This window comes from Celeribacter halophilus (assembly GCF_900114135.1).
GTDB classification, from domain to species: domain Bacteria; phylum Pseudomonadota; class Alphaproteobacteria; order Rhodobacterales; family Rhodobacteraceae; genus Celeribacter; species Celeribacter halophilus.
On the sequence record NZ_FORY01000006.1, the window covers coordinates 183774 to 209003 of the forward strand.

General features: G+C 58.8%; 26 protein-coding genes. 14 read left to right on the top strand and 12 right to left on the bottom strand.

Features of this window, described 5'->3' with window-relative positions; all coding sequences use genetic code 11:
- Window positions 1-14: 14 nt before the first annotated feature.
- Complete coding sequence (locus BM152_RS08320) at window positions 15-713, bottom strand: rhomboid family intramembrane serine protease (RefSeq protein ID WP_066606834.1); 699 nt, start codon at window positions 711-713, stop codon at window positions 15-17.
- A gap of 77 nt (window positions 714-790) precedes the next feature.
- Here BM152_RS08320 and trpS point away from each other — a divergent pair, with 77 nt between their 5' ends.
- Window positions 791-1807 carry a tryptophan--tRNA ligase gene (gene trpS / locus BM152_RS08325; RefSeq protein WP_066606831.1) on the top strand — a complete coding sequence of 339 codons (1017 nt, stop codon included), beginning with the start codon at window positions 791-793 and terminating at the stop codon, window positions 1805-1807.
- A 72-nt stretch (window positions 1808-1879) separates the two neighbouring features.
- Here trpS and BM152_RS08330 read toward each other — a convergent pair whose 3' ends face one another.
- Window positions 1880-2464 (bottom strand): L,D-transpeptidase, encoded by a 585-nt coding sequence (locus BM152_RS08330; RefSeq protein ID WP_066606829.1) that lies wholly within the window; start codon window positions 2462-2464, stop codon window positions 1880-1882.
- Between the two features lie 372 nt (window positions 2465-2836).
- Here BM152_RS08330 and BM152_RS08335 point away from each other — a divergent pair, with 372 nt between their 5' ends.
- The 10 genes from BM152_RS08335 (at window position 2837) to BM152_RS08380 (ending at window position 11506) form a co-directional block, all read left to right on the top strand.
- A complete protein-coding gene (locus BM152_RS08335; RefSeq protein ID WP_066606827.1) occupies window positions 2837-3292 on the top strand; it encodes a universal stress protein in 456 nt (151 codons plus the stop codon).
- Window position 3293: 1 nt separating this feature from the next.
- Window positions 3294-3758: a DUF2267 domain-containing protein gene (locus BM152_RS08340; protein WP_066606823.1), complete on the top strand. Its 465-nt coding sequence runs from the start codon at window positions 3294-3296 to the stop codon at window positions 3756-3758.
- 82 nt (window positions 3759-3840) lie between these two features.
- Window positions 3841-4407, top strand: a complete 567-nt coding sequence (locus BM152_RS08345) for a NifU family protein (RefSeq protein WP_066606819.1) — start codon at window positions 3841-3843, stop codon at window positions 4405-4407.
- Entirely contained in the window at window positions 4408-4839 is a 432-nt protein-coding gene (locus BM152_RS08350) for a GNAT family N-acetyltransferase (RefSeq protein WP_231730565.1), read from the top strand. It begins immediately after the preceding gene.
- Between the two features lie 221 nt (window positions 4840-5060).
- A complete protein-coding gene (locus BM152_RS08355) occupies window positions 5061-6050 on the top strand; it encodes a BMP family lipoprotein (RefSeq protein ID WP_066606815.1) in 990 nt (329 codons plus the stop codon).
- A 12-nt stretch (window positions 6051-6062) separates the two neighbouring features.
- Window positions 6063-7649 (top strand): ABC transporter ATP-binding protein, encoded by a 1587-nt coding sequence (locus BM152_RS08360; RefSeq protein WP_066606810.1) that lies wholly within the window; start codon window positions 6063-6065, stop codon window positions 7647-7649.
- Complete coding sequence (locus tag BM152_RS08365) at window positions 7646-8749, top strand: ABC transporter permease (protein WP_066606807.1); 1104 nt, start codon at window positions 7646-7648, stop codon at window positions 8747-8749. The genes BM152_RS08360 and BM152_RS08365 overlap by 4 nt, the downstream gene beginning before the upstream one ends.
- Window positions 8750-8752: 3 nt before the next feature.
- Window positions 8753-9715, top strand: a complete 963-nt coding sequence (locus BM152_RS08370; protein ID WP_066606805.1) for an ABC transporter permease — start codon at window positions 8753-8755, stop codon at window positions 9713-9715.
- A 136-nt stretch (window positions 9716-9851) separates the two neighbouring features.
- The gene (locus BM152_RS08375; RefSeq protein ID WP_066606803.1) at window positions 9852-10760 is read left to right on the top strand and encodes a sulfite exporter TauE/SafE family protein; all 909 of its coding nucleotides are present in this window, start codon (window positions 9852-9854) and stop codon (window positions 10758-10760) included.
- A 2-nt stretch (window positions 10761-10762) separates the two neighbouring features.
- Entirely contained in the window at window positions 10763-11506 is a 744-nt protein-coding gene (locus BM152_RS08380; protein ID WP_074914110.1) for a TIGR02186 family protein, read from the top strand.
- 3 nt (window positions 11507-11509) lie between these two features.
- On the opposite strand, the gene BM152_RS08385 is transcribed toward BM152_RS08380, so the two are convergent.
- The 4 genes from BM152_RS08385 to ccrA all read right to left on the bottom strand — a co-directional run bounded on the left by BM152_RS08385 (window position 11510) and on the right by ccrA (window position 16398).
- Entirely contained in the window at window positions 11510-13066 is a 1557-nt protein-coding gene (locus tag BM152_RS08385) for an ATP-dependent DNA helicase (protein ID WP_066606799.1), read from the bottom strand.
- Between the two features lie 57 nt (window positions 13067-13123).
- The gene (locus tag BM152_RS08390) at window positions 13124-13762 is read right to left on the bottom strand and encodes an acyl-homoserine-lactone synthase (protein ID WP_066606793.1); all 639 of its coding nucleotides are present in this window, start codon (window positions 13760-13762) and stop codon (window positions 13124-13126) included.
- Window positions 13763-13931: 169 nt separating this feature from the next.
- Window positions 13932-14645, bottom strand: coding sequence for a helix-turn-helix transcriptional regulator (locus BM152_RS08395; RefSeq protein ID WP_066606790.1), 714 nt, complete (start codon window positions 14643-14645; stop codon window positions 13932-13934).
- A 472-nt stretch (window positions 14646-15117) separates the two neighbouring features.
- Window positions 15118-16398 carry a crotonyl-CoA carboxylase/reductase gene (ccrA, locus tag BM152_RS08400; RefSeq protein WP_066606787.1) on the bottom strand — a complete coding sequence of 427 codons (1281 nt, stop codon included), beginning with the start codon at window positions 16396-16398 and terminating at the stop codon, window positions 15118-15120.
- Window positions 16399-16754: 356 nt separating this feature from the next.
- On the opposite strand from ccrA, the gene BM152_RS08405 reads away from it, so the two are divergent.
- From BM152_RS08405 to BM152_RS08415, 3 genes are all read left to right on the top strand, one after another.
- On the top strand, window positions 16755-18779 hold the full coding sequence (locus BM152_RS08405) for a protein meaA (protein ID WP_082715431.1): 2025 nt from the start codon (window positions 16755-16757) through the stop codon (window positions 18777-18779).
- Window positions 18780-18887: 108 nt separating this feature from the next.
- Entirely contained in the window at window positions 18888-19598 is a 711-nt protein-coding gene (deoD, locus tag BM152_RS08410; protein WP_066606785.1) for a purine-nucleoside phosphorylase, read from the top strand.
- A complete protein-coding gene (locus tag BM152_RS08415; RefSeq protein WP_331711572.1) occupies window positions 19595-20584 on the top strand; it encodes an aldo/keto reductase in 990 nt (329 codons plus the stop codon). Before deoD ends, BM152_RS08415 begins: the two co-directional genes overlap by 4 nt.
- Before the next feature lie 73 nt (window positions 20585-20657).
- Here the strand turns inward: BM152_RS08415 and BM152_RS19270 are convergent, their stop codons facing one another.
- The 6 genes from BM152_RS19270 to sdhA all read right to left on the bottom strand — a co-directional run bounded on the left by BM152_RS19270 (window position 20658) and on the right by sdhA (window position 25217).
- Window positions 20658-20828, bottom strand: coding sequence for a hypothetical protein (locus tag BM152_RS19270; protein WP_156444371.1), 171 nt, complete (start codon window positions 20826-20828; stop codon window positions 20658-20660).
- 130 nt (window positions 20829-20958) lie between these two features.
- Window positions 20959-21159 (bottom strand): hypothetical protein, encoded by a 201-nt coding sequence (locus BM152_RS08420; RefSeq protein ID WP_066606778.1) that lies wholly within the window; start codon window positions 21157-21159, stop codon window positions 20959-20961.
- A 132-nt stretch (window positions 21160-21291) separates the two neighbouring features.
- Window positions 21292-22071 (bottom strand): succinate dehydrogenase iron-sulfur subunit, encoded by a 780-nt coding sequence (locus BM152_RS08425; protein WP_066606775.1) that lies wholly within the window; start codon window positions 22069-22071, stop codon window positions 21292-21294.
- A 123-nt stretch (window positions 22072-22194) separates the two neighbouring features.
- On the bottom strand, window positions 22195-22533 hold the full coding sequence (locus BM152_RS08430; RefSeq protein WP_066606772.1) for a hypothetical protein: 339 nt from the start codon (window positions 22531-22533) through the stop codon (window positions 22195-22197).
- Window positions 22530-23201, bottom strand: a complete 672-nt coding sequence (locus BM152_RS08435; RefSeq protein WP_066606769.1) for a sulfotransferase — start codon at window positions 23199-23201, stop codon at window positions 22530-22532. Before BM152_RS08435 ends, BM152_RS08430 begins: the two co-directional genes overlap by 4 nt.
- 207 nt (window positions 23202-23408) lie before the next feature.
- Complete coding sequence (sdhA, locus tag BM152_RS08440) at window positions 23409-25217, bottom strand: succinate dehydrogenase flavoprotein subunit (protein ID WP_066606767.1); 1809 nt, start codon at window positions 25215-25217, stop codon at window positions 23409-23411.
- Window positions 25218-25230: the final 13 nt, after the last annotated feature.

The following is a 25230-nucleotide window of genomic DNA, read 5'->3' on the forward strand; positions in this document are numbered from 1 at the left end:
CCCCGCAGTCAGCCTCACCGCCGCCGCAAACGCATGACGATCCGCCCGATTGCACCCGGCACCAGAAGTCCGGCCACGACAAATCCGGCCACAAAGCCAGACAAATCCGCAATCCAGTCTGCAGAGCCGCCAAACAACAGCCCGTAGACCAGTTGCAGCCCCATCAGAAAGCCGATGAGCGTAAAGGCCCGCAGTCGGTTTTCATGCAATTGCCCAAGGCCGAGCCAGAGAATGAACGTATAGGCTCCGATAAATCCGTAAGCCGCCGGATAGGCCCCCAGAAGCGGGGTGGCGGAATTGAGCACCAGCGCAAAGCCGAGCGATCCCGCCAGTGTCGAGACCACAAAGATCACCAGCACCGCGATATTGCCAAAGGTCTCGCCCACCATCTTGCCCAGAGCAAGGATGAACACCAGCACCATCAGCGCATGGGTGATCGAGTAATGCACAAACGCATAGGTGAAGAACCGGCGCACATGCTCAAGCGGCCAGACACCTTGCGCGCGCATGGCTTCGAATATTGTATCGAAGAACCCGTAATCCTCCATCGCTGCGATCCGCCAGCCCACGGCCTCCTGTCCGCCAATCAGGCCCAGCGACCCCAGTTGCAGCACCAGTTCGACCCCGCCCAGCACCAAGGCAATCGCAACCACCATAGGCGGCAGCGCATTGAACGGGCTTTCGGGGCGGGAGTAATCGGGGTCTTCAGACATTGAGGGGCCTTTCCTTGACGCTTTCGCCTCGCATAGGTAAGCCACCAACACCTAATAATCCAGTGACGGAGTTCCAGATGGACAAGCCTACCTTTACACCCCGCGTCTTCTCGGGGATCAAACCTTCGGGTGGGCTCACTCTCGGCAACTATCTCGGCGCGATCAAACGCTTCGTGGATATGCAGGGCGGTGAGTTCGAAACCATCTATTGCGTGGCCGATATGCACGCGATCACCGTCTGGCAAGACCCCGAAGAACTCCGTCAGGCCACCCGCGAAGTCACCGCCGGTTTCCTCGCCTCCGGCATCGATCCCGAAAGCTCGGTCCTGTTCAACCAGTCGCGCGTCTCGGCCCATGCCGAATTGGGCTGGTTGTTCAACTGTGTCGCCCGCGTTGGCTGGATGAACCGCATGACGCAATTCAAGGACAAGGCCGGCAAGAATGCCGAAAAGGTTTCTCTCGGCCTCTACGCCTACCCGTCCCTGATGGCCGCCGACATCCTTCTTTATCACGCCACCCATGTCCCCGTGGGCGAGGATCAGAAGCAACACGTCGAGTTGACCCGCGACATCGCCGCCAAGTTCAATCACGACTACAAGGTCGACTTCTTTCCGGCTTGCGAACCCGTGATCGAAGGCCCTGCCATGCGGGTGATGAGCCTGCGCGATGGCACAAAGAAAATGTCCAAGTCGGGTGAGTCCGACATGGAACGCATCAACATGACCGATGATGCGGACACCATCTCCAAGAAGTTCAAAAAGTCGCGCACAGACCCTGAAGTGCTGCCCGAAGAGATGGAGGGCCTCGCCAACCGTCCCGAAGCACGCAATCTCGTCAACATCTACGCTGCTCTCGCCAACATGACCGGCGAAGAGGTGCTGGCCGAGTATGGCGGTCAGGGCTGGGGCAAATTCAAACCGGCACTGGCAGAACTGGCCGTCGAACATCTCGCGCCGATCTCAACAGAGATGAAACGCCTCATGGATGATCCGGCAGAAATCGACCGGATTCTCGCCAAAGGCGCGGACAAGGCCAACGAAATCGCCCAGCCGATTCTGAACAAGACCTTCGAGATCATGGGTTTCGTGCGCTGAAACCTTGCAGCCGGACATGAAAAAGGGCGCCCGCTGCGGCGCCCTTTTGCGTTTCCTTTGTGCCGTAAATACTCAGATCAGCTTGACCTGTGTCCCCACGGCGACCCGATCATACAGGTCAATAATCTGCTCGTTATACAGCCCGATACAACCGTCTGACGACCGCCTCCCGATCTTGCGCGTGTCATGGGTGCCGTGAATCCGGTAATACTGCCACGACAGATAGAGCGCACGCACCCCAAGCGGGTTTTGCGGCCCTGCGGGCACGGTCACAGGCAGACTCGGATCACGTTCGCGCATCGACGGCGTCGGCGTCCATGTCGGGTTCTTCACCTTCTTGATGACCTCCGTATAGCCGCGCCGCGTCAACTCATCCGAGATCGGCACAGAGGTCGGGTAGAGCTTGTAGCTGCCATCCGTCCCCCAGTAGTGCAGCGCGCGGCTCACGGTATCGGCGACAATCGCGCCCTTGCCGAGACTGTCGAAATGTTCGCGCCAGTCGATCCGGCGGAAGCTCGAAATATTTTGCCGCGTGGCAACACTGGATTGCAGCTCGTCCGGAAGCGTCAGCCCGATTTCTTCGGCAAAGGCTGCACGTCCCAGAAAGGGCGTGGCGAGACCAAGCGCAAGGAACCGCCGGCGTTTCATGTCAGACATTGATGGGCCTCATATGCATTTGGTGTGAGTTTTCCAAACACATCGCGAAATCCCCTTTCACCTTCAAATCACGAAGCGGTGACAGGCGTCAAACCGCCCTGCCGTGTCACATAAAGGTTTCAATGCGCCCCTATATCCGAGGGCAAGTGATACAGAATCAGTGTTGTCCCCGCCTGTTCCGTGTCGCTTGCGCCGCCTGTAGGCGCATATTCTGATCGCCTTCCCCGACAGATCAGACCCTCATAGGACCCCCGGCTGCCCTGAGCCGGGGGTTTCTTTCACCTCTCACGTTGCACAGGTGGTTGCCTCTGCCGCCCGGCTCGGTCATCATCACGCAGATGCTCCGAATGGGGCCACAGCAAAGAGGCCAGAATGCGCAAGTTTCTTGTGATCCTCGATGACAGCCGCGAATGTCTCAACGCCATGCGCTTTGCCGCCATGCGCGCGTCCAAATCCGGCGGCGGTGTCACCATCCTGTCAATCATCCCACCCGAGGAGTTCAACCACTGGATCGGGGTGGCCGATCTGATGCGCGAGGAAACCCGCGACCGGATTGTTGCCCATTTCGAGGTCTTCGCCAAGTGGATGCGAGACCGGCAAGGGATTGATCCCGATCTGGTGATCCGCGAAGGCGAAGCCGTGCACGAGATTTTGGCGCAGATCAAGGAAGACCCCGAAATCGGCGTGCTCGTGTTGGGCGCAGGCACGGAAAAATCCGGCCCCGGCCCTCTGGTCGCGGCCATGAGCAAACAGGCAGGCTTCCTGCCAATCCCGATGACATTGGTGCCCGGAGAAATGTCCAAAGAACGGCTGGAGGCCGTGACCTGACATGACGATACCTTGGAGCTATCTACACTCCGAGCAGGAATTCGCCTCCTTTCTCAAGGATGCCCGCGACCGCATGGGGCAGGCCATAGAGGACGATGAGATGGCCTACACCGCCGTGGAGGGTGTCTTGCAGGTCTTCCGCCGCCGCCTTACCCCGCCTCAGGTGATCGCCTTTGGAAATATCCTTCCATCGACCTTACGCGCGATGCTGGTCTACAACTGGCGCGTTGATGCCATGCCCCTGCCCTTTGGCACCCGTTCGGAAATGATCCGTGAGGCGCAATCCGTGCGTAAAGAACACAACATCACGCCGCTCAATGTCATCGACGCCACAGCCTATGCGCTTTGGCGTCATTGCAACCATCGCGATCTCTCGCAGGTGCTGGCCAATATCGGGCCGGAAGCGGTCACATTCTGGGAGGTTCGCGGGGTTCCGCCCTCGGAGATTGCGCAGCGGAACATCTGACGTTACACTTAGAACCGTTCTAAATCTTGACTTTCCGCGTCAAAAGGCGCATATCCGACTGCAAAACTTAGGAATACGCGCCATGTTCATCCAGACCGAATCCACGCCGAACCCCGCAACCCTGAAATTCCTGCCCGGCCAGACTGTTCTGGAAACCGGCACGGCGGATTTCACCTCACCCGAAGCTGCGGAAACCTCGCCTCTGGCACAGCGCATCTTCAAGGTGGGCCACGTCTCTGCCGTGTTCTTCGGCACGGATTTCGTCACCGTGACCAAGGACGAGGACACCGACTGGGATCACGTCAAACCCGCCATCCTCGGTGCCATCATGGAACATTTCCAGTCAGGCGAACCGGTCATGGGCGGTCAGGGCGCGACCCCTGCGGGCGGTCATGCCGCGCACGACGGGCCGGATAGCGAGATCATCACGCAGATCAAAGAGCTTCTGGATACCCGCGTCCGTCCGGCTGTGGCCCAAGACGGTGGCGACATCACCTTCCACGGCTTTGATCGCGGCATAGTCTACCTGCATATGCAAGGTGCCTGCGCAGGCTGCCCCTCTTCCACGCTGACGCTGAAAATGGGCATCGAAAACCTGCTGCGCCATTACATCCCCGAAGTGCTCGAAGTGCGCCCCGTCGCAGCCTAAGTGACCGATTTCACACCAGATATGCTTGCAGCGCTTCATGCGGCAAGTTTCGACACGCCCCGCCCTTGGTCCGCGACCGAGTTTGCGGGGCTTTTGTCCATGAAAGACGTGTTTCTGACCACGGGAGCGGGGCCGTCCTTTGCACTCGGGCGCTATGTGCCAGACGAGGTCGAACTTCTCACCATCGCCGTCTCCCCGGAGGCCCGCGGGCGCGGTTTGGGACGGGCCATGCTGCGCCGCTATGAGGCCGAAGCGCAAAACCGTGGCGCAACGCAGTCTTTTCTCGAAGTCGCAGCCAACAACATTCCCGCGATTTCTCTCTATCTTTCCGAAGGCTACAGCGAATCCGGCCACCGCAAAGCCTATTACACCGCACCAGACGGCACCAAGATCGACGCGCGGATGTTCACAAAGCGCATAAATCAGACGTGACCCAACGTAAAAGCTGCGGCTTGGCCAAAATCTAACGCGCAACCACGACCAAATGGTCAAATTTGGAAAAATCACTATTGACGCTCCGTAAGGGACGCGCCCTAATCCCTCCCAAGGCGAGACACTGCTCGCTTACACGGGCCGCGGCATGTGGGCGATCTCTTCCAGAGACTCATCCGCATGGAGCGCCCCAAGATCAGTCTATAACGGGAGACCAATCCATGACCCTGAAAACCACGTTCCTCGGTGCCGCCGCTGCGCTGGCCCTGACCTCCGGTGCCGCTCTGGCCGATCCCGCTCTCATCTTCGACCTTGGTGGCAAGTTCGACAAATCCTTCAACGAAAGCTCCTATAACGGGGCCGAACGCTGGGCTGCCGAAACCGGCGGAACCTATCGTGACCTCGAATTGCAGTCCGATGCCCAGCGCGAACAGGCGCTCCGCCGCTTTGCCGACAACGGCTTCAACCCGATTGTTATGGCCGGTTTTTCCTTCTCCACCGCGCTTGAAACCGTTGCTGCGGATTTCCCCGATACGAAATTCGTGATCATCGACGGCGTCGCTGATGCGCCGAACGTGCGCTCGATCGTGTTCAAAGAGGAAGAAGGCTCCTATCTGGCCGGTATCGCCGCCGCCTATGCCGCCGAAGGTGACACCGTGTCCTTCATCGGCGGTATGGACATTCCGCTGATCTCCAAATTCGCTTGCGGCTACGCGCAAGGCTTCAAATCCGTGAAACCCGAAGGCAATGTGATCGTCAACATGACCGGCACGACCCCTGCGGCATGGAATGACCCTGTGAAAGGTGGCGAACTGACCCGTGCGCAAAAATCGGCTGGGTCCGAAGTTGTGTTTGCCGCCGCTGGCGGGACCGGTCTTGGTGTTCTGCAAACCGCCGCAGACGAAGGCATGTTGGCCATCGGTGTGGACAGCAACCAGAACTATCTGCAACCGGGCCATGTGCTGACCTCCATGGTCAAACGCGTGGACAACGCAGTCTATGATGCATTCACACAAGGCGCGGACATTGAAACCGGTCTCTTTGTGATGGGTCTTGAAAACGAAGGCGTTGCACTCGCCATCGACGAGTATAACGAAGCGCTGATCACTCCGGAAATGAAGGCCGCGATCGACGAAGCCACCGCGAAAATCATCTCCGGCGACGTCGTGGTGCATGACTACATGTCCGACGAAACCTGCCCGGCTTACTAAGGTAGGTCGCGCATGAGCGTTCAGAACGAGACGGGGCGACAGGCGACTGTCGCCCCCACCGCATCCGCCCCCGCCATTGAATTGCGCGGGATTTCCAAAGCATTCGGGCCGGTTCAGGCCAACAAGGACATTTCGATCTCCGTCGCCAAGGGCTCGATCCACGGCATCATCGGTGAAAACGGCGCAGGCAAGTCCACGCTGATGTCGATCCTTTACGGCTTTTACAAAGCCGATGCGGGTGAGATCCTGATCAACGGCAAAGAGGTCGAGATCACCGACAGTCAGGAGGCCATCGCCGCCGGTATCGGCATGGTGTTTCAGCACTTCAAACTCGTGGAAAACTTCACGGTTCTGGAGAATGTGATTCTGGGGGCCGAGGACGGCAAACTGTTGAAACCGTCGCTTGCCAAGGCACGCAAGCTGTTGAAACAACTCTCGGACGAATATGAACTCTCCGTCGATCCGGACGCCTTGATCGAAGACCTCTCCGTGGGCCACCAGCAACGGGTCGAGATTCTCAAGGCGCTCTACCGTCAGGCCGATATCCTGATCCTCGACGAACCTACCGGCGTGCTGACCCCTGCCGAGGCCGATCACCTGTTCCGTATTCTCGAAGGGCTCAGGGATCAGGGCAAAACCATCATCCTGATCACCCACAAGCTGCGCGAGATCATGGAGATCACCGACACCGTCTCCGTCATGCGGCGCGGTGAAATGACCGCGACGGTCAAAACCAAAGACACCTCGCCGGAAGAACTGGCCGAGTTGATGGTCGGGCGCAAAGTCCTTCTGCGTGTCGACAAGACCCCAGCCAAACCGGGCAAGCCCGTGATCGAGGTCGAGAATCTCGAAGTCATCGACGAACAGGGCGTCAAGCGGCTCAAGGGCATTGACCTCATGGTGCGCCAAGGCGAAATCCTTGGCATTTGCGGTGTTGCGGGCAACGGCCAGACCGAGCTGCTCGAAGTGTTGGGCGGCTATATGGAAGGCACCGGCACGATCCGCATGAATGGCGAAGAGATCGACCTGACCGGCAAATATTCCGATGGCCAGTCCCGTCGCGCCCGTGGCATTTCCCATGTGCCCGAAGACCGCCATGACGAAGGTTTGATCCTCGAGTTTCAGGCTTGGGAAAACATGATCTTCGGTTATCACCACGACCCGAAATATCAGAAGAATGCGCTTTTGATGGACAATGCGGGGATCAAGGCGATGACGCAGGTGAGCATGGACAAATTCGATGTCCGGCCCCCGAATCCCAAACTCGAAGCCAAAAGCTTCTCCGGCGGCAACCAGCAGAAAATCGTGCTGGCCCGCGAGATCGAGCGCAACCCCGACCTGCTGCTCGTCGGGCAACCGACCCGCGGCGTGGACATCGGCGCAATCGAGTTTATCCACCAACAAATCGTGGCGCTCCGTGACGAGGGCAAGGCAATCCTTCTGGTCTCCGTGGAACTTGACGAAATCCTGTCGCTGTCCGACCGGATCGTTGTCATGTTCGATGGCCGGATCATGGGCGAGCGCCTGCCAAGCGAGACCAACGAAGGTGAACTGGGCCTGATGATGGCCGGCATCACCGATGAGGAGAAGGCACAATGAACAAGATGCCGAAATGGGCGGACGCCGTCCTCATTCCCCTGATTTCCATTCTACTGGCGTTTTTCTTTTCCGGTCTGGTGATCTGGGCCATTGGGAAGGATCCGGTGGTAGCGATCAAAACCATGGTGGACGGGGCTTTTGGCTCCACCTCCGGGATCAGCTACACGCTCTATTACGCCACCAACTTCATCTTTACCGGCCTTGCGGTGGCCGTGGCCTATCATGCGCGGCTTTTCAACATCGGCGGCGAAGGTCAGGCGATGCTGGGCGGGCTGGGCGTGACGCTTGTCTGTCTGGCTGTTCCGTGGCCGCACTGGACGCTGGCGCTCCCTGCGGCGATGATCGGCGGGGCACTGTTCGGCGCGGCATGGGCTTTTATCCCCGCATGGCTTCAGGCCAAGCGTGGCAGCCATATCGTGATCACCACGATCATGTTCAACTACATCGGCGCGGCACTTCTGGGCTATTTGCTGACCCGTGTGTTGAAGGTCAAAGGCTCTATGGTCACAGAAAGTGCGCGCTTTCCAGAAGGCGCACATTTGCCGAATTTCTCCGAGATTTTCGCCCCTCTGGGCATCAACTTCTCACCCAACGCGCCAGCCAACATGGCGTTTTTCGTCGCGCTTCTGTGCACCTTCCTGTTCTGGATCCTGATCTGGAAAACCCGTCTGGGCTATGAAATCCGCGCCTATGGCCAGTCGGAAACCGCCGCGAAATACGCAGGTATCGCACCGGCCCGTATCGTCATCATCGCCATGCTGATCTCCGGCGCGCTGGCGGGCCTCATGGCGATCAACAACGTGATGGGCGAGGCGGAGCGCCTGATCGACAACGCGGTCGAAGGGGCGGGCTTTATCGGCATCGCCGTGGCACTCATGGGGCGCAACCACCCCATCGGCATCCTTCTGGCCGCGCTGCTTTTCGGCTTTCTCTACCAAGGCGGCGCAGAACTTTCGTTCTGGGAATCGATCCCGCGGGAGCTGGTCGTGGTCATTCAGGCGCTCGTGATCATGTTCACTGGCGCGCTGGACAATATGGTGCGGATGCCGCTCGAAAAAATCTTCGTGGCCCTGAGCAAAGACAAAAAGAAGGAGGCCTAAGACATGGATTATCTCACGATCCTCCAGATTCTCGATAGTGCCCTGCGACTGGCCACCCCTCTTTTGCTGACCTGTCTGGCCGGTCTGTTTTCCGAACGCGCAGGCGTGGTGGACATCGGGCTTGAAGGCAAACTGCTTGCCGCTGCCTTCCTTGCGGGGGCTGCTGCTGCCGTCACCGGCTCCATCTGGATCGGGCTTCTGGCTGGTGTGCTGGGGTCTCTGGCTTTTTCCATGCTGCATGGTCTGGCCTCGATCACCTTCCAAGGGGATCAGCTCATCTCCGGTGTGGCGCTCAACTTCCTTGCCGCCGGTCTGACCGTCGTGATTGGTCAAAGCTGGTTCAAACTGGGCGGGCGTACCCCGTCGCTCTCGGGAGACGGGCGTTTCAGCGAATGGAACCTGCCCTTTTCCGACGCGATGGCGAAAATCCCCGTGGTCGGCCCCGCCTATGACGAGTTGATATCCGGCCACACGGCGCTGACCTATCTGGCCTTCCTCGCGGTGCCTCTCTCATGGTGGGTGCTCTATCGGTCGCGTTTCGGGCTGCGCCTGCGGGCTGTGGGCGAAAACCCCGGCGCTGTGGATACCGCAGGGATTTCGGTCGTCCGGCTCCGCTACTCCGCGCTCGTCATTGCGGGCGTGCTCTGTGGTCTTGCTGGCACCTACCTTGCCTCTCTGGCCGCAGGCTTCGTCAAGGATATGTCCGCAGGCCGTGGCTACATCGCTCTGGCGGCACTGATCTTCGCCAAATGGCGGCCTTGGTATGCGCTTTGGGCAACGCTGCTCTTTGGTCTTCTGGAAGCCATCGGCAACCGTTACCAGTCCATCGCTCTGGGCGATTTCGTCATCCCTGTGCAATTCATGCAAGCCCTACCCTACATCCTGACCGTGATCATTCTCGCGGGCTTTGTCGGCAAGGCCATACCGCCACGCGCCAGCGGGCAATCCTACGTCAAGGAACGCTAAAGTCGTCTACAGGCGACCATAATGTTGAAAGCGGGCCTCAGGGCCCGTTTTTCTTTTGATCGGCAAGGCTCACTATTTGACGAAACGGCAAAATCATTGCATTGCTGGATAAAGACGCGGCGAAAGACAAACCCCCATGCAAATCTTCCTTCCCATCGCAGAAGTGTCGGTAAACGCATTCATGCTGTTGGGTATCGGCGGTGTGGTCGGTGTCCTATCCGGCATGTTCGGCGTGGGCGGCGGCTTTCTGATCACCCCTTTGCTGTTCTTTGTGGGCATCCCGCCAGCGGTCGCGGTGGCCACCTCCGCCAACCAGATCGTCGCCTCCTCTGTTTCCGGCGTGCTCGCACATCTCAAACGCAAGACTGTAGATTTGAAAATGGGCATGGTGCTTTTGGCGGGCGGGCTTGTCGGCTCGGCCATCGGCATCCAGATTTTCAACCTGCTCAAAGCTATGGGGCAGGTCGATCTGCTTGTGACGCTTTGTTATGTCGTCTTTCTCGGCATCATCGGCTTTCTCATGCTGATCGAGTCGCTCCGCGCCATGAAACGGGCCAAAGGCCGCCCCGGCGGGCGTCCTGAGCGCAAGAAACACCTCTGGGTCCACACCCTACCCTTCAAGATGAAGTTCCGCGCCTCCGGTCTCTACATCTCCGCCATCCCGCCCATCGGTGTGGGCATCATGGTCGGGATGCTCGGGGCCGTTATGGGCGTTGGCGGCGGGTTCATCATGGTGCCTGCTATGATCTATATTCTGGGAATGCCCACGAAGGTGGTGATCGGCACCTCCCTGTTCCAGATCATCTTTACTGCAGGGTTCACCACGCTGCTGCACGCCTATACCAACCACACGGTCGATGTGCTTCTGGCCTTCCTGCTGTTGTTCGGCGGCGTGATCGGGGCGCAAATCGGCGCGCAGATCGGCCTCAAACTCAAAGCCGAACAATTGCGCATCCTTCTGGCGCTTCTGGTGCTGGTCGTCTGCCTCAAACTTGGGATTGATCTGCTGATCACACCCAAGGAACTCTACTCGTTGGGGGTATGAGAATGCGCCATCTGATCGCCCTTGTCGCATTCACCTTCCTGCCACTCATGGCACAAGCCGAACAGGTCGTCGCCGCCCTGAGCCAGACGCGCGTGGCCGTGAATGCCAATTTCGACGGATCTGAAATCCTTGTTTACGGCGCGATCAAACGCGAAGACGCTATTCCCGAGAATGACCCGCTCGACGTCATCATAACGGTTGCCGGACCCGAGCATGTTGAAACCATCCGGCGCAAGGATCGGCGTTTCGGCATCTGGATCAATGTCGAAGCTCAGGTTGTCGGACACACCCCCACCTTTTACACGGTCGCCTCGACACGCGCCTTGCATGACATACTGCCGCCGCTCACCGACAGTCTTTGGAAGATCACCGCCGACAAACGCATCCTGCCCGGAATGCGCGGGCTTCCGGCACGCGAAGCCCTGATCCGTCTGCGTAAGGATGCCGATCTGTATCGCACCCGCGAGGGTGAGGTTGATCTCATACAGGACACGCTGTTCAACACCTCCATCGCCCTGCCCTCCAATATTGACGAAGGGGTTTACACCACCCGCATTTTCCTCGTGCGTGGCGGTCAGGTGATCGACAGCTACGGCACCTCGATCAATGTCCAGAAAGTCGGGATCGAGCGCTGGCTCTACAATCTCGCCTATGACAACGCCCTGATTTACGGAATTATGGCGCTCGCCATTGCCGGACTGTTCGGCTGGGGTGCCTCGGAGGCTTTCCGACTGCTTCGGCGCTGAACCTTACAGCCCGTTCTCGAACTGCTCGGCTTCCAAGGTCAAAGGCGCGGCCACTTTCGCGGTCAGGTCCGCCACGGACAATGGCCCCGCCGGTTTCGCCAGACGCGCCCGCGTTACCCAGAACAAACGTGTCTGCGCCCGCGTGATCGCCACATAGGCCAACCGCTTCCACAGGGGAATGCCCGCCTCCATCCGTCCGGCACGAGCCGCGGCATAGAGGTCGGGGGCAAAGACCTGCACATCATTCCATTGCGAACCCTGTGCCTTGTGAATCGTCACCGCCGCCCCGTGCAGAAACGCCGCCCCCATCCGCGCGGCATAGGGGATAAAGGGTTCTTCCTCATCGGGAAATTCGATCTTCACGATAGAGGCCGCCGAAATATTCGGGTCTTCCGCCCCCATCACATGCAAACGCGAGAAACCGGGTTTGCGGCCCGGCCCGAGATAAACCACCTGTGCACCCTTGATGAGACCACGCGCCTCCAGATCAAGACGTTTCTTGCGGTGTTTCATCGGCAGCTCGATCCCGTCGCAGATCAGCGGCTCGCCGGGCAAGAGCGCATCTTCGGGCGCATCGAATACTTTGCGAAATGCCTGAATAAGCCGGATTCGGGTCGCGTTGCGCCAGACCAGCACCGGCGAGCGCGCCATCAGATCGCTTTCGACCCGCTGCGCATAAACCACACGGTCGTCACGCGCAGCGGCCTCTTCAATCATCCGCTCGAATTGCTCGAAGCCAAGCTGCGGATCGGCCAGAGCATGAGCCAGATCAAGGATCGGGCTGTCCGCTTCCTGCCGGTGGATGCGGTGCAGGATGTGTTGCTTGGGCTCAGGGAGGGATTCAAATACCATCTCGCCCGACTGGTTCACAGGTGCCAACTGCGCCGGATCTCCAAAGAGGACAAGGGTCGGAAAAATCTCCTGCAAATCGTCAAACTGGCGTTTGTCGAGCATGGAGCTTTCGTCAACGAACCCGATGTCGAGCGGATCTTCGCGGCGCTTCCAGCCGGTGATGAAATCCGACCCTCTCAGCCCCGCAGCCGCCAGAGCACCGGGGATGGATTTATTGTTCTGGTAAAATCCATAGGCCTTGTCGAGCGCTTCCTCTGACAGCCCTTCGATCTTGAGCCCTTCCAGATCGGGACGCTCGCCATTGCCTGCCAGCCATTCCGCAATCTTCTCGTATTCCGGATCATAGACCGGCGTGTAGAGAATACGGTGGATCGTCGTCGCGGGCACCCCACGGTTGCGCAGCACGGAGGCGGCCTTGTTCGTCGGCGCAAGAATGGCCAAGGTGCGGCGCTCCTTGCGGCGTTTACCCTCATAATCGCCAGACACAATATCCACGCCCGCCTCATCAAGCGCCTTGTAAAGCTGCGCCAGAAGCAGGGTTTTCCCCGACCCCGCCTTGCCGATCACCGCGCAAAGCTGGTTGCCCGCGCTGGCTTGTGGCGTGATGATTCCGTCTGCAAGATCAACGCCCACACGGGCCAGCATCGTGCTGATCGCATCAAAGGCTTCGGCCTGATCTTCGGAGAATGTAAGCGTGTCTTTGGTCATGCGGCGACCCTACAGGGACGCCGCTCGTTGCACCAGAGGTCACGGCGCAGAATGCGCTTACGCGATGGCGCGCAACTCTTCGACAAAGCTCTGGTCAAAGGCCGCATGGAACCACTGTTTCGAGGTCGCACGGTCAATTCCGGCACGCTCCAGTGTCGGGGCAAACACGTCCTCACGCATCTCCCAAAGCCCGACGCCGATGGCCTCGCGCCCTTCGCCAACACGGCCCAAAACATCCGGCACAAGCCCCATGAGCGAATAGATCCGCTCCATCCGCGCATCAAAGACACCGACGAAATGTTTCAGGTGGAATTCTTCCATGATCTCGCCCGCCCCCAAAGTCAGCGCCGCCGTCACACGCCGGTCCGCGCCGGGGGCGAGGCAAAAGCGGGTGCACTCCCAGATGAACGGGCTTTCAATCCGCACCCCGTCCGTCAGATGCGAGAAGTGATCGTTCACCATCGTATCCCCCGTGGTCGGCAAGAACCGCATCGAGCCGCCGTGGGTGCCGTCCGGCTTTTCCCAGATCACATAGAGCGGGTTGATCGCGTCATATTCGTCGCGTTCCTCGCCCGCTTCGTTCACATGCACATCCCATCCGAGGCGGCGTTTGAACTGCTCCGCACGATCCCGAAACATCGTGTCACGCAGGCGGGGGAAGAGGTGAAGGTCATTTCCGTAAATATAGTGTAGCATTTCCAGCTCCTGTCTCTGTCAGATGAGAAGGACGCTATCGGTGAAACGTTAACCAAGACCTGAAACCTGCGGGCGTTGTCCTGTGCAAATGTCTTTTTATCCGTTCCGCACTTATTTTTTAGGCAAACCTCAAAGAAAAGTCATGGTCACAAGCGTGCCCTGACGGGTTTCAAACAATAATCAGACCCAACGACAGCGCCCGCGCCACGGCATGAGTCGTATTCATGGCTCCAAGTTTGTGGCGCGCAGACTCAATATACACTCTGAGCGTGTGTTCGGAAATTCCCATTTCCGCTGCGGCCTGACTCCGACTCAACCCTTTGGCGATATGCGTGATGGCTGTGGCCTCCCTTGGAGACAGGGACACGCTCGGCTGGGCTGCCTTCTGGCTTTCGAAATACAGGGCCTTTTTGTTGAACTCATGCGCCACCACAACGAGATCGCGCGCATGGCGGGCAATCAGTCGCTCCCAAGCCTCATCTGTCGTGGTGTGGTTCAAGGTGAAAAGTGCGAATTGCCCCTTCGGGCCGCGGATCGGGATTGTGTAGCCCTGATTCCCGACCCCGTAGTCGAGCGCATCCAGAAAAAACGCTTTGGCCGCTTTGGTGGACCAGTCCAGCTGCTTCCATGAGACAGGGGTAAACCTTTGAAAACACCCGAAAATGACAGGGTCAATGCGTAGGTAATCTTTTTCAAGATAACGGTCGACCCATTCCGTAGAATAGGTCCCCGCGCCAAAGCGCTCGCCCACACTGTTTACCCAGTGGTAAACAACATGAGAAACTCCCAAGAGATCGCGCAACTTGAGTGTTGCGTCCTGAAACTCTTCGAAATTTTCAACCTCCTGGAGAGCCTCCAGAAAGTCTTGCAATCCCGTCTTCATGGCCCCCCGCCCGTTCCGGCAATACGTCCGAAGACGTGCTCGACAGTTCCGCCGCGACAACCAGACAGGTGTCAGCCAACTGCTCCGCGCTCGCCTTCATACCGCTTTGATCCGCAAAACTTCGCAAATCTTCCAATACATCAAGTATCCAATCGTTGCGCATGTAAAGCCTCTTTCGGGATTTTGCGTGGCAGTCTTTCAACATGACGCTGTATTTTCGCAGAATGAAATTCGCATTTTTACCCTCCCCATAAATAGGGAGTTATAAATTCATAGGACTATGAAATATAATATTTTATTAAATTTCATGGATTTGAGATCCAACAGAACCGCGCCGCGACCAGATATCCATATTTGCGAAATGAAAATCGGCGGCCAAAGCTATGTGACGCATTTTCAACACAAAGCAAAAAAGATCCGCCTCAAATATGAGGCGGATCCTGAATGACATCATGGAATGTCGAAGCCTGGGTTATTTACCCGCTTCGAGCACATCTTCGAACGTGTGAAGGCCCGTTTTCGGCGCCTGCACCAGCACGGCCATATTGCCCGGCTTGTGCTCGTTCTTGAGCATCTTCATATGCGCGGCAGGAATTTCTGCCCACGGGAAGACCTCCGACATACAGGGATCAATCCGGCGCTCGATCATCAGCTTGTTCGCCGCGGCCGCCTGTTTCAGGTGGGCGAAGTGCGACCCCTGCAAGCGTTTCTGGTGCATCCAGATATAGCGCACGTCGAAGGTGCAGTTGAACCCTGACGTGCCCGCACAGATCACCACCATACCGCCTTTTTTGCAGACAAATGAAGATACGGGGAAGGTCGCCTCACCGGGGTGTTCGAACACGATATCGACATTGTTGCCCTTGCCGGTGAACTCCCAGATCGCCTTGCCGAACTTGCGCGCCTCTTGGAACCATGCCGCATATTCCGGCGTGTTCACGGTCGGCAGTTGCCCCCAACAGTTGAAATCTTTGCGGTTGATCACGCCTTTCGCGCCCAGAGACATGACAAAGTCGCGCTTGTCCTCGTCGGAGATCACCCCGATCGCATTCGCCCCTGCCGCCGTTGCAAGCTGGATCGCAAAGGAGCCAAGACCGCCCGACGCGCCCCAGACCAGAACATTCTGACCCGGCTTCAACTCATGCGGGTGGTGACCGAAAAGCATCCGGTAAGCGGTTGCCAGCGTCAGCGTGTAACAGGCGCTTTCTTCCCAAGTCAGATGTTTCGGACGCGGCAGAAGCTGTTGTGCCTGCACGCGGGTGAACTGTGCAAAAGAGCCGTCCGGCGTCTCATAGCCCCAGATCCGCTGCGACGGTGAAAACATCGGATCACCGCCGTTGCATTCCTCGTCATCGCCATCGTCCTGATTGCAATGGATGACAACCTCGTCGCCCACTTTCCAGTTTTTGACGCTGGACCCCACGGCCCAGACAATACCGGACGCATCGGAACCTGCGATATGATACTCCGCGCCGTGCCCGTCAAACGGCGAGATCGGCACGCCAAGACCGGCCCAGATGCCGTTGTAATTCACGCCAGCGGCCATCACGAGCACCAGAACCTCATGGCTGTCGAGCTTCGGCGTTTCGACCACTTCACACTGAAAAGAGGTCTCCGGCTCGCCATGACGCTCACGGCGGATCGCCCAAGCATACATCTTTTCAGGCACATAGCCCATCGGCGGGATTTCCCCGATTTCGTAGAGGTCTTTCTCCTCGGCCTCATAGGTCAGCTGGTTTGCATCAAGCGCCATATGTTGCGTCCTCCATTCCTGTTCGGGCCTCGCTCACACGAGACATGCCTCACGGGCATTACCCTCCTCCTGCCGCGATGCAGAATCGCAGCGTCTCTGTCATGGTGATACGATCCGCAAAGTAATAATGCAAACATATTTGATATTATTTTGTAATTTTATAACCGAGCAAATGCAGAAATTCCCCTGAAACCCTGAAAAACAAAGAGGATTCCGGACTTTTCCTCCCGAATATTCCCTAACGTCACTGGATTTTCCGCCCCTGCCGCAACGCGGCGAATTGACAAAGGCACAATATTCCACGCATAACGCTTTTTGAGAAATATTGTTGCAACGAGATTTTTGGGAGGTGCGCAATGAGTCAAGATACAACCGGGATCACCAATGACCGCTCCGGCCCTGACAGTGTAGCCGCTGACCGGCCCCGCAAAGACCGCCCGTGGCTCTTCCGGACCTATGCGGGCCATTCGACCGCCAAGGCTTCCAACGCGCTCTATCGCACCAATCTTTCCAAAGGACAGACCGGCCTTTCAGTCGCCTTCGACCTGCCCACCCAGACCGGCTATGACAGCGATCACGAACTGGCGCAGGGCGAGGTCGGCAAGGTCGGCGTTCCGGTCAGCCATCTGGGCGACATGCGGATGCTCTTTGACGACATCCCGCTTGAACAGATGAACACCTCCATGACGATCAACGCCACGGCCCCTTGGTTACTGGCGCTCTATATCGCCGTGGCCGAGGAACAAGGCGCGGATGTGTCCAAGCTGCAAGGCACGGTGCAAAACGACATCATCAAGGAGTATCTCTCGCGCGGCACCTATGTCTGCCCGCCGCGCCCCAGTCTGCGGATGATTACGGATGTGGCCGCCTATACGCGCGAACACCTACCGAAATGGAACCCGATGAACGTCTGTTCCTACCACCTGCAAGAGGCCGGTGCGACGCCGGAACAGGAACTCGCCTTCGCGCTGGCCACCGCCATTGCCGTACTGGATGATCTGAAAGAGAAAGTGCCTGCCGAGGCCTTCCCCACGATGGTCGGGCGGATTTCCTTCTTTGTGAACGCAGGTATCCGCTTCGTGACCGAGATGTGCAAGATGCGCGCCTTCGTCGAACTGTGGGACGAGATCACCCGCGAACGCTACGGCGTCACCGACCCGAAATTCCGCCGCTTCCGCTACGGGGTGCAGGTCAACTCCCTCGGCCTGACCGAACAACAGCCGGAGAACAACGTCTACCGCATCCTGATCGAGATGCTCGCCGTGACCCTGTCCAAGAACGCCCGCGCCCGCGCCGTGCAGCTTCCGGCATGGAACGAGGCGCTCGGCCTGCCCCGCCCTTTCGATCAGCAATGGTCGCTGCGCATGCAACAGATCCTCGCCTATGAGACCGATCTGCTCGAATATGACGACCTGTTCGACGAGAACCCCGCCGTGGAGCGCAAGGTCGCCGCGCTCAAAGAGGGCGCACGCGCCGAGTTGGACACGCTCGACAGTATGGGCGGGGCGATTGAGGCGATCGAATATATGAAATCGCGCCTCGTGGAGGCCAATGCAGAGCGCATTGCCAAGATCGAAGCGGGCGAAACCGTTGTCGTCGGGGTCAACAAATGGACCACGGGCGAGCCCTCCCCGCTCACCGCAGGCGATGGCGGCATCATGAAAGCCGACCCCGAGGCCGAGGCCGACCAGATCGCACGGCTCAAGGCATGGCGCGAAAGCCGGAACGAGCCCGCCGTGCAAGCCGCTCTCAAGGAGTTGCGCGAAGCCGCTGCCAGCGGCGCCAATGTCATGCCCGCCTCGATCAAAGCCGCGAAAGCGGGGGCGACGACCAGTGAATGGGGCGATGTGGTGCGTGCCGCCTTCGGCCAGTATCGCGGCCCCACCGGCGTCTCCTCCAACCCCTCGAACCGCACCGAAGGGCTGGAAGACATCCGCGAAGAGGTCGCCCGCGTCTCCGCCGCTTTGGGGCGCAAGCTCAAGTTCCTTGTGGGCAAACCCGGCCTCGACGGCCATTCCAACGGCGCGGAACAGATCGCGGCCCGCGCCCGCGACTGTGGCATGGACATTGCCTATGAGGGCATCCGCCTCACCCCCGCCGAGATTGTCGCCGCCGCCAAGGCCGATGACGCCCATGTGGTCGGGCTGTCGATCCTGTCGGGCTCCCACATCCCGCTGATCGAAGAGTTGATGCGCCAGATGAAAGAGGCCGGTCTGAGCCATATTCCCGTCGTCGCAGGCGGCATCATCCCCGAAGAGGACGCCGCGCATCTGAGGGCCATCGGGGTGGCGCGTGTCTACACGCCCAAGGACTTCGAACTGAACCGCATCATGTTCGACATCGTGGCTCTGGTCGATCCTGCGTCGCAAGCCGCCGAATAGCGCCATCACACAAGCCGGCCAAACGGGCCGGTCGCGCAACGCTTTAGGGTTTTCACCACCGAGATCGTGGATATAGTCGGGGCAACTCATCATCAAAGAGGTGCCCCGATGCCAACTCCCCATATTGCCGCCGCTGTCGGCGACATTGCTGAAACCGTCCTCATGCCCGGCGACCCCTACCGCGCCAAATGGGCCGCCGAGACCTATCTCGACAATCCCAAACTGGTCAACGAGGTGCGCGGTATGCTGGGCTTTACCGGCACCTATAAAGGCAACCCTGTCACCATCCACGGTTCCGGCATGGGAATGCCGTCGATCTCCATCTATGCCAACGAACTGATCACCGAATACGGGGCCAAGACCCTGATCCGCATCGGCTCCTGTGGCGCGATGCAGGACTATATCAAGGTGCGCGATGTCATCATCGCCATGACCGCCACCACCTTGGGCACAACCCCTTCGGCGGGGTTCTTCAAGGACATCAACTACGCGCCCTGTGCCGATTACGGCCTACTCGAAGCTGCCGTAAAAGCTGCGCGAGGCAAGGATACCGGTGTCCATGTCGGCAATATCTACTCCGCAGACGTGTTCTATGCCGAACGTCCCGACCTTGACGAGGCCATGATCCGCCACGGCATTCTCGGCGTCGAGATGGAAGCCGCCGAGCTTTACACCGTCGCTGCCCGTCATGGCGCACGCGCGCTGGGGGTTATGACCGTGTCCGACCACCTTCTGACCCATGAGGCCCTGCCCTCCGACCAGCGCGAAAAGAGCTTTGGCGATATGGTCGAAATCGCGCTTGAGGCGGCCTTCGCATGAGTATGCCGAAACGCAAACTGGGCGCGCACGGGCCAGAGGTCGGCGCCATCGGTTTCGGCTGCATGAGTTTCGCGGGCTTCTTTGGCGCGGCGGATGACGAGACCTCGCTCGAAACCCTCGCCGCGGTCGAAGCCGCCGGAATCGATTTCTGGGACACGGCCAACATCTATGGCATGGGCCATTCCGAGCGGATCGTCGGGCAGTATCTCAAGGAAACCGGTGCCGAAGTGACGCTGGCCACCAAGGTCGGCATCGTCCCCGGCCCGCCCCGCAGCTTTGACAACAGCGAGGACTATATCCGCGCGGAACTGGAAAGCTCGCTGGAAAAGTTGCATCGCGACAAGGTGGAGCTCTACTATATCCACCGCCGTGCGCAGGAGGTGCCTATCGAGATTCTGGCCGAGACGATGGGCAAGTTGATCCAGGAGGGGTTGATCGACGCATGGGGTCTTTCGGAAGTGGCCCCCGCGACCATCCGGCGCGCGCATAAGGTTGTGCCTGTCACCGCCGTGCAGAACGAATATTCGCTCTGGACGCGGCAGCCGGAACTGGGCGTGATCCAGACCTGCGAGGAACTGGGAATTGCCTTTATCCCCTTCTCCCCGCTCGCGCGCGGCGCTTTGGGTGTATCGGATCTTGATCCGTCGCAATTTCAGGACCACGACTTCCGCCGCGTGAACCCGCGCTTTGTCGAACCGAACTGGTCGGAGAACCTCGACTACATCCACGCCTTCCGCGCCTATGCAGAGAAAAAGGGCGTCACCGCCCCTGCGCTCGCGCTGGCATGGGTTCTGCATCAGGGCGATCACCTGATCCCCATTCCCGGCACCCGCACCTCCACCCATCTGCACGATTGGGCGAAGGCCGCCTCGATCGGTCTGTCTGAGGATGATCTGTGGGATCTGGAACAGATCCTGCCCGTCGGCTGGGCCGCAGGGGATCGTTATTCCGATGCGCAACTGCTCGGTATTGAACGTTACTGCTAACGCAACACAGAGCTTGAAACGACAAAGCCCCGCTCAACTGGCGGGGCTTCTGCATATCCAGTGGCGGTGAAGCTCACTCGTAATAGGCATACATCTGGTCAAGCACTTCAAGCTTGGAAGTCGAAACCTGTTCGCTTGATTTGGCAACCGGATTGGAAGGCGCATAGTATTCGAACCATTCGGAGACTTTCATCGTCGTCTCTTTCTTGGCAGCGGTCGTCAGGGCAACATCGTGCAGTGTCATATCATCATCTCCGTTAAGGGTCTTTCGGCCCTCCCTTGCCCATAGAGGTAAGCCGCCCCGCCGCGCATGACAGCCCCCAAATGTCGCATAGTCGTCATGCAAATGCTGCAATGCAGCGTCGGAGATATATCTATTCTTCGGACTTTGCCCCGCAATGTTTCGGCAGTCCCTTCTCCGTTAGCGCCGTCGCGCCGCAGACCTGACAGCGCCACGCCACGCCCTGCGCATCCTTGCCGGACTGACGCCAGCGGCAATCCGACGTTCGCTCCGTGCGCAGGAGATACATGCCGATATAAAGCGCGAGGATGATGAAGGGGATGAGAAACAGCATATCTCTGCCTGTTTGGATTCGGAGACACGGGTGCCGTGCGGCAGTGATGACCACCCCTGCGCCACACGCGTGGCTTTAAAACGAAAAGACCCCGCTGGAAAGCGGGGCCTGTGCACTCTTATGTGAACGCGATCAATGTGCGCGGTCGAGGATCATCTTCTTGATATGCGCAATCGCCGCCGCAGGGTTCAGACCTTTCGGGCAGGTTTTCGCACAGTTCATGATGGTGTGGCAGCGGTAGAGTTTGAAGCTGTCTTCCAACTCGTCAAGACGCTCGCCCGTGGCTTCATCACGCGAGTCGATGATCCAGCGGTAAGCGTGCAGAAGTGCTGCCGGTCCAAGATATTCGTCGCCGTTCCACCAGTAGCTCGGGCAGGAGGTGGAGCAGGAGGCGCACATCACACATTCATAGAGACCATCGAGTTTCTTGCGGTCTTCAATCGACTGACGCCATTCTTTTTCAGGACGGTTCGTCTTGGTCTCCAGCCACGGCATGATCGAGGCGTGCTGGGCGTAGAAGTGGGTCAGATCGGGGATAAGGTCTTTCACCACCGGCATGTGCGGCAGCGGGAAGATGCGAACATCGCCCTTGATCTCGTCGAGACCATAGATACAGGCGAGCGTGTTGATCCCGTCGATGTTCATCGCACAAGACCCGCAGATGCCCTCGCGGCAGGAGCGGCGGAAGGTCAGCGTTGGATCAATCTCGTTCTTGATCTTGATCAGCGCGTCGAGAACCATCGGCCCGCATTTGTCCATGTCGATGAAATATGTGTCCACCGACGGGTTTTTGTCGTCGTCGGGGCTCCAGCGATAGATCTGGAATTTCCGGACATTGGTCGCGCCCTCGGGCTTCGGCCAGGTCTTGCCCGTCACGATTTTGGAATTTTTGGGAAGGTTAAACTGAACCATGGCCTGTTCCCCTTGTTTGTCGCCGGACTGACCGGCAGGAAGTTGAGTTTCGTAGCTGTCTGTGGTCTGGCATCGATCTCAAACCTACGGTGGAATATATGGCGGAGGCGTGCATGTCCCCTCCTACCCGAAAAGCCCGCTCAGACCGGACTGAGCGATACATGTGAGTGTTTCCGGCTCGCTGGCGATCTCGGTCACGGTCTGAACCGTTTCGTCGTCCACGCCCGTCACCGCCGCTTTCGCCAGCGTGACCAGTTGACCCGTTTCCGCATTGTCCATGATGCAATCGACATAGACATCGGCATCTACGCCGGGAAACTTGTCGTTGATCACGGTTTTCACAACGGTTTTGGCGGTCGAGCGCGTGGTGTCCTCGACAAGCGAAGACCCTTCGATGCAGCCGGACAATCCGGTGAACAACAAAGCCGCCGCTGCTGTTTTCAAGACGAGATGACGGGTCATCCGAGTGCTCCTTGTCCCTCAAGCACGCGCATGTCGCGGCTGCGGGAGTTCTTGTTATAATGGCCCCAATGTGCCGTATCGATGGTGTAATCCGGTGCCAGCCAGTCCGCGATCTTCTCCGGTCCGTCGTGATCCAGATCGAAACGCAGGAACCGCGCCGTGGCCGTGGCGAAATAGCTTTGCACCTCGGCAGTGTGCTGGTCGAACATCTCGCCCCATGCCGCTTTCGCACCCGCTTCATCAAGACCGGACATTTTGCAGAACCGTTTGAGAAAGGTGCCGTTGGCATGAGCGGCACGCGAGGCGATCCAGTCGGATTTGTCCCGCGTGTTAAAGAAGAAATAGGCATCCGGATAGGCCGCATGAAGCGTGCGGAACAACCGCCCGCCCTCAATCATGATCTGACCATTGAGAAAGGCGATGTCGGAAAACGCCAGAACACCGTCAAACCCGTCGAAGGGCTTGCGCCCGAACGAAAGGTTGTTCAGCATCATCTGCGCCACATTGCGCCCTCCCGGCTCCTGCCAGTGCAGCGCGGGAATGCCGTTGTCTTTCATCATGCGATGAAAACTCAAAGTGCCGCAGCGGTTGAACCCGATCTGGATGATCAGGGGCGACGTCGCTCGCGGCGCGTTCTGACGCTTGGAATAGGGAGTGAGCACAGTCATGCCGCCCCCGCCTTTTGACGTGTCAGGCCGGACAATTGAGCCGAACCGCAGACCGCTTCGGAGGCAAAAGCCGACCCGCACCGGGAGAGATGCTCTCCAAGTCCTTCGTGCTCAGTCCACCAAAACAGGTTCAACGACATTTCTCAGGTCCGGTTCAGGAAAGGCCGCCGCCCCCGCGAAACAGGGGCGGCCGCATCAACATGTGTCTTAGAACGTCCGTGCTTTCGGAGCGATCTTTTCGAGGCTGATCCCGCCCTCGTCTTCGGTCGTAAGCGGGGCTTCGATGATCGGGCGATAGCTCAGATCAACCTTGTTGCCATCGACACGCGAAATCGTGTGGATGCGCCAGTTCTTGTCGTCCCGCTCCGGATAATCCTCATGCGCGTGGGCGCCACGGGATTCCTTACGCGCTTCAGCACCGTGAATGGTGGCCAGAGCGTTCGGCATCAGGTTCGTCAGCTCCAGCGTCTCCATCAGATCGGAGTTCCACACTAGCGTGCGGTCGGTGACATGCAGATCGTCCAGCTTGGCCGCGATTGCGGTCATTTTCTCGACGCCCTCTTTGAGGGTCTTGTCGGTGCGGAACACGGCTGCGTCGGATTGCATCGTGCGCTGCATTTCAAGACGCAACTCGGCGGTCGGGATGTTGCCCTTCGCATGGCGGATGTTGTCGAAACGGTCAAAGGCCTTCTCGACAGACGCCATGTTCAGAACCGGATTCGGAGCACCCGGCTTGAGGATTTCACCGGCGCGGATCGCGGCGGCACGCCCGAAGACCACGAGGTCGATCAGCGAGTTGGACCCGAGACGGTTCGCACCATGCACAGAGGCACAGCCCGCCTCGCCCACGGCCATCAGGCCCGGAACGACTGCGGTCGGGTTGTCTTTGGTCGGGTTCAGAACCTCACCGTGATAGTTGGTCGGAATACCGCCCATGTTGTAGTGCACGGTCGGCAGAACCGGAATCGGCTCCTTGGTCACATCCACACCTGCGAAAATCTTCGCAGATTCCGAAATCCCCGGCAGACGCAGCGCCAAGGCTTCGGCGGGCAGGTGGCTGAGGTTCAGGTAGATGTGGTCTTTATGTTCACCAACACCGCGACCTTCACGAATTTCCATCGTCATGGAGCGGGACACATAGTCACGCGGGGCGAGGTCTTTATAGGTCGGTGCGTAGCGTTCCATGAAACGCTCGCCTTCGGAGTTGGTCAGATAACCGCCTTCGCCGCGCGCACCCTCGGTGATCAGACAGCCGGAGCCGTAGATGCCGGTCGGGTGGAACTGCACGAATTCCATATCCTGCAGCGCAAGACCCGCGCGTGCCACCATGCCGCCACCGTCGCCGGTGCAGGTGTGGGCAGAAGTCGCGGAGAAGAACGCACGGCCATAGCCGCCTGTCGCAAGCACAACCATCTTCGCGGAGAACAGGTGGAACGTCCCGTCATCGAGTTTCCAGCACAGAACACCCTGACACTGGCCGTCTTCGGACATGATCAGGTCGATTGCGAAATATTCGATGTAGAACTCGGCCTTTTCCTTGACGGACTGGCCGTAAAGCGTGTGCAGGATCGCGTGACCGGTCCGGTCGGCCGCAGCACAGGTCCGTTGCACGGGCGGGCCTTCACCGAATTCGGTGGTGTGGCCGCCGAAAGGACGCTGGTAGATCTTGCCCTCTTCGGTGCGCGAGAACGGCACGCCGTAATGCTCAAGCTCGTAAACCGCCTTGGGCGCTTCGCGGGCGAGATATTCCATCGCATCCGTGTCGCCGAGCCAGTCGGAGCCCTTGACCGTGTCATACATATGCCACTGCCAGTTGTCCGGCCCCATGTTGGAAAGCGATGCGGCGATCCCGCCTTGCGCGGCCACGGTGTGCGAGCGCGTCGGGAACACCTTGGTCACACAGGCTGTGCGCAGGCCCTGTTCGGCCATGCCGAGAGTCGCACGCAGACCAGAACCACCGGCGCCAACGACGACGACGTCGTATTCGTGGGTTTCATATTCATATGCTGCTGTCATTGTCTTTATTCCT